Source organism: Pedobacter sp. 01T416_2 (assembly GCF_056398925.1).
In genome coordinates this window covers 1-3668 of record NZ_JBFTQI010000614.1, presented here as the reverse complement: position 1 = coordinate 3668, position 3668 = coordinate 1, and the positions used below count along the sequence as shown (strand labels likewise).

Genomic DNA, 3668 nt, shown 5'->3' with positions numbered 1-3668 from the left:
AGCGCTACCCTGCAGCAACGAGGTACGAGGCAGCGAAGCGTAAAAGCGTAAGGCGGGAAGAAACTTATTGTTTTATACAGGACTTGCACTCCAATAAGGAATGATCAGTTATAAGCAATCGCCATAATTCTTGTTTATATCCAAGTCAACGTCAAAGAAGAGCCTTAGTTTTGGCCGTTGACTTCAGTCAACGGAATATTAAATCTTAAAAGAAATTAAGGTACAAACCTTAAATCGCTGCGCACCGGAAAGTGATCGGATAACTTGGCCTGGGTAATTTTGTAATTTAACACCTCAAGTTCCTTAGAAGTGGCAATATAATCGATCTGAAAATTAGGGAACTTACCATTATAGGTTTTGCCAAAACCGTTACCCTTTTTAATAAAACTATTGTTTAATCCGGAGGTAATCTGGGTAACTACATAAGACGCCGGGGTATCGTTAAAATCGCCGGCAATAAGGTAAGGCGTTTTACAGGTTGCCATTTCCTTTTTCATAATATCAACCTGACCGCTACGTTTCAAAAAGGCACTTTTCAGCATTCTTAAAATCCGTTTAGATGGCTGCAGTTCGGTATTCATTTCTTTTACCTTATCCAAGTATTCGTAATCCTGCTTTTCGAAAGAAATAGATTGGAAGTGCACATTGTAAACCCTTAAGGTTTTTCCTTTGATGTTTAAATCGGTATAAATACTCATGTTGCCAGGGAAACCTTCAACAAAAGGGATTTTACCAGAATCCTTGATCGGGAATTTAGAAAATATGGCTAAGCCAGTAGCTTCGTAATCGTTTTTATTGGTGGGTAAGAAGTAGTARTATTTTGTATTTAGTAGTACCTTCAAGCTATCAACCGTATCAAAAGCGCCTTTGTAACGGGTAAAAAACTCCTGGAAACAGATGATATCAGGATTTTGATCTTTCACCACCTGAAGCATTTTTTCTTTTACCGATTCGGTATTGTCTTCGCCGTATAGTTTAAAGCTGTGTACATTGTAGGTCATCATCCTGATGCTATTGTCTGCTTTTTCAGTGCCACCTTCATCGCCACCAATGGCGAAGGTTGCTTTTAAAGTTTTAGCACCTAGTGCGATAACCAGAACGGTGGCAATTGCAAAAATCCATTTTTTGCTTAAAAACCACCACACCAAGAAGATAATATTAGCGAATAGGACAAAGGGATAGGCGAGACCGAAAAAAGCAATAATGGCATGTTTTCTTGGATCCATATTTCCGGCAAGAACCCCCAATAGCAATGCAATTGCCAATACAACGGCAATGGGCAAAAGGAGTTTATCCACTAAACTATAATTCTTCTTTTTTGTGGCCATTAATCTTTACTTGCCTTAAATAGTTTTTCTTTTTCTACTGCTGTTAATTTATCGTATCCTGAGGTTGATATCTTATCTAAAATGGCATCTATTTCCTGCTGTGAAACGCCGCCTTTAAATTCGGGTTTTTTAACCGGTTTTTCATTCCGAACTACCTTTAATTTCGGTTTGCGTTCGAACAGCTTGCTCCAATCTCTTCCACGCTGCAAACTTTTAATAAAAGTGAAACCTAAAAGTGCGCCACCAATGTGCGCTAAACTTCCGCCGGCATTTACTGATCCGATGGCAATAAAATCGAGTACAAAATAAATAATGGCAATCCATTTAATTTTAACCTCGCCAAAGAAAAGCAACATGATGGTGTAATTCGGTACCAGTGTTGCGGCAGCGAAAATAATGGCCATTACGGCCGCAGATGCTCCTACAATGGTTACCCCTGCTAATCCGCCAGAATAAACTGGAAATATATTTAATATGGCTATGGCAAATAAGCCGCCAAATAAACCACCGGCCAAGTAAACAAAATGAAATTGTCTGCTTTTTAGAAAATTCATGAATATGTTGCCGAACCAAAATAAGCCGAGCATATTGAATAGGATATGAAGAACCCCGTCATGAAAAAACATGTAAGTAAATATGGTGTAAAAACGTTCAGGCAATTTGGAAATACTTGCTGGTAAGCCAACATATTCTCTAAGCCATAAATCAAAATCGATAGGGATACGACCTAAAAAAACAATTACACCAATGATGGCGGTGACTAAAAACAGCATCACATTAATCCCAATGTAAAAGAACAATGGATTGCCCGATTGAAAAACCTTGTATTTTAAATCTTTGAAAGTATTATTCATAGAGTGTATAAAATGTATCGTTTTTGTCTTTCCATATTTTAACCAGTATAAAGCCGATTAAGGCACCACCAAGGTGAGCATAATGGGCAACAGAATCGCCTTCAAACTGGGCAACACCCAAAGATAACTCTACTAAAATATAAATTGGTATAATATATTTTGCTTTCACCGGAACCGGAATAAACATAATCAGTAATTCGGCATTTGGATAAAGCATGCCAAAGGCAACCAATAAACCAAATATAGCACCCGAGGCTCCTACCATACCTCCAAAATAGATGCTTCGTAGTGTAACCGCTTGTGCCATAGAAAGTTGGCTTGTGTTGAACTCCCCCTGAAATAATGCGGTAAGGTTTATTTTTCCGTTATTGGTGGCACTACCTATAATCTGATGTACTTCGTAAGCCTGTACGGCCCACTGCAATGCAAGCGCACCTAATCCGGTAATAAAATAAAAAATAATGAATTTTTTAGCTCCCCATCTTGATTCTAGCAAACTTCCAAAAGAATACAATGCAAACATATTAAAAAAGATGTGTGCTATACCGCCATGCATAAACATGTAGCTAATCGGCTGCCATATCTCAAACTTCGGAGAATCAAAATAATATACTGCTAGCCGATCATCAAGGTGGAGTGTTGTTAATAGGTAACTCGCTACAAAAAATAAGATGTTAATTATCAGTAGGTTTTTTACTACCGGTGGAATATATATGTTATTCATTTAATTTTAAAAATCGGTTAATTGTTTAAACTGCTTAATCGACGCTAAACGCCTAACTCCAAACGCTGAACCGGGTAAATTGTTTAAATCGGTTAATCGACGCTAAACGCTCAGCTCCAAACCCCAAACTTTTTTACCACCTTAGACATCTAAGAACATCTAAGTTTTGCTTTAGTCTTTTAGCTTTGGTCTTTAGTCTATTTCTCAAACTTCTTATCCAACTCTGCCAAAGTAATGGTTTGGATAATCGGTTTGCCACTCACGCTAAAGTTAGGTGTTTTACAGGCAAAAAGCTCATCAATCAAAGTATTCATTTCCTCCTGACCAAGACTTGTTCCGGCTTTTATAGCGCTGTTTTTTGCTAAACTTCTGGCCAGGCTATCGCGTTTGCTTAATTTTAGTTCCTGCTGCGAGTTTTTAAAGCCCTCAATCAACTGTTCAAATAATTGCGTTTCGTTAATATTGCTGCTGCCCAGATCAACCGGAACGCCTTCTACTACCAACGTATTTTTTCCAAATTCGCGTACATCGAAGCCCAAACTTTTTATATCATCCAGTAAACTTTTGGCCAGTTCAAAATCGTTGGCGTTAAGTGTAATGGTTTGCGGAAATAAACTCTGCTGCGATGCACCTTTGCGGTCATCCAGATGTACGAGAAAACGCTCGTAAAGGATTCGCTCATGTGCCATTTGTTGATCGATCACCATCAATCCCGACTTAATCTGCGAAACAATATAACGGTTGTGCAATTGCATGTACTGC

The 3668-nt window shown here is 38.4% G+C and carries 4 protein-coding genes; all 4 read right to left on the bottom strand.

The window, feature by feature from the left end; genetic code table 11:
* Positions 1 to 215: 215 nt before the first annotated feature.
* On the bottom strand, positions 216 to 1328 hold the full coding sequence (locus tag AC1DPQ_RS21215) for an endonuclease/exonuclease/phosphatase family protein (protein WP_477579121.1): 1113 nt from the start codon (positions 1326 to 1328) through the stop codon (positions 216 to 218).
* The gene (locus tag AC1DPQ_RS21210) at positions 1328 to 2182 is read right to left on the bottom strand and encodes a rhomboid family intramembrane serine protease (protein WP_477579119.1); all 855 of its coding nucleotides are present in this window, start codon (positions 2180 to 2182) and stop codon (positions 1328 to 1330) included. Before AC1DPQ_RS21210 ends, AC1DPQ_RS21215 begins: the two co-directional genes overlap by 1 nt.
* The gene (locus AC1DPQ_RS21205; protein WP_477579117.1) at positions 2175 to 2906 is read right to left on the bottom strand and encodes a rhomboid family intramembrane serine protease; all 732 of its coding nucleotides are present in this window, start codon (positions 2904 to 2906) and stop codon (positions 2175 to 2177) included. Before AC1DPQ_RS21205 ends, AC1DPQ_RS21210 begins: the two co-directional genes overlap by 8 nt.
* A gap of 197 nt (positions 2907 to 3103) precedes the next feature.
* Positions 3104 to 3668, bottom strand: a 565-nt coding sequence (locus tag AC1DPQ_RS21200) for a DNA mismatch repair MutL family protein (protein ID WP_477610790.1), incomplete at its 5' end; no start/stop codon positions are given.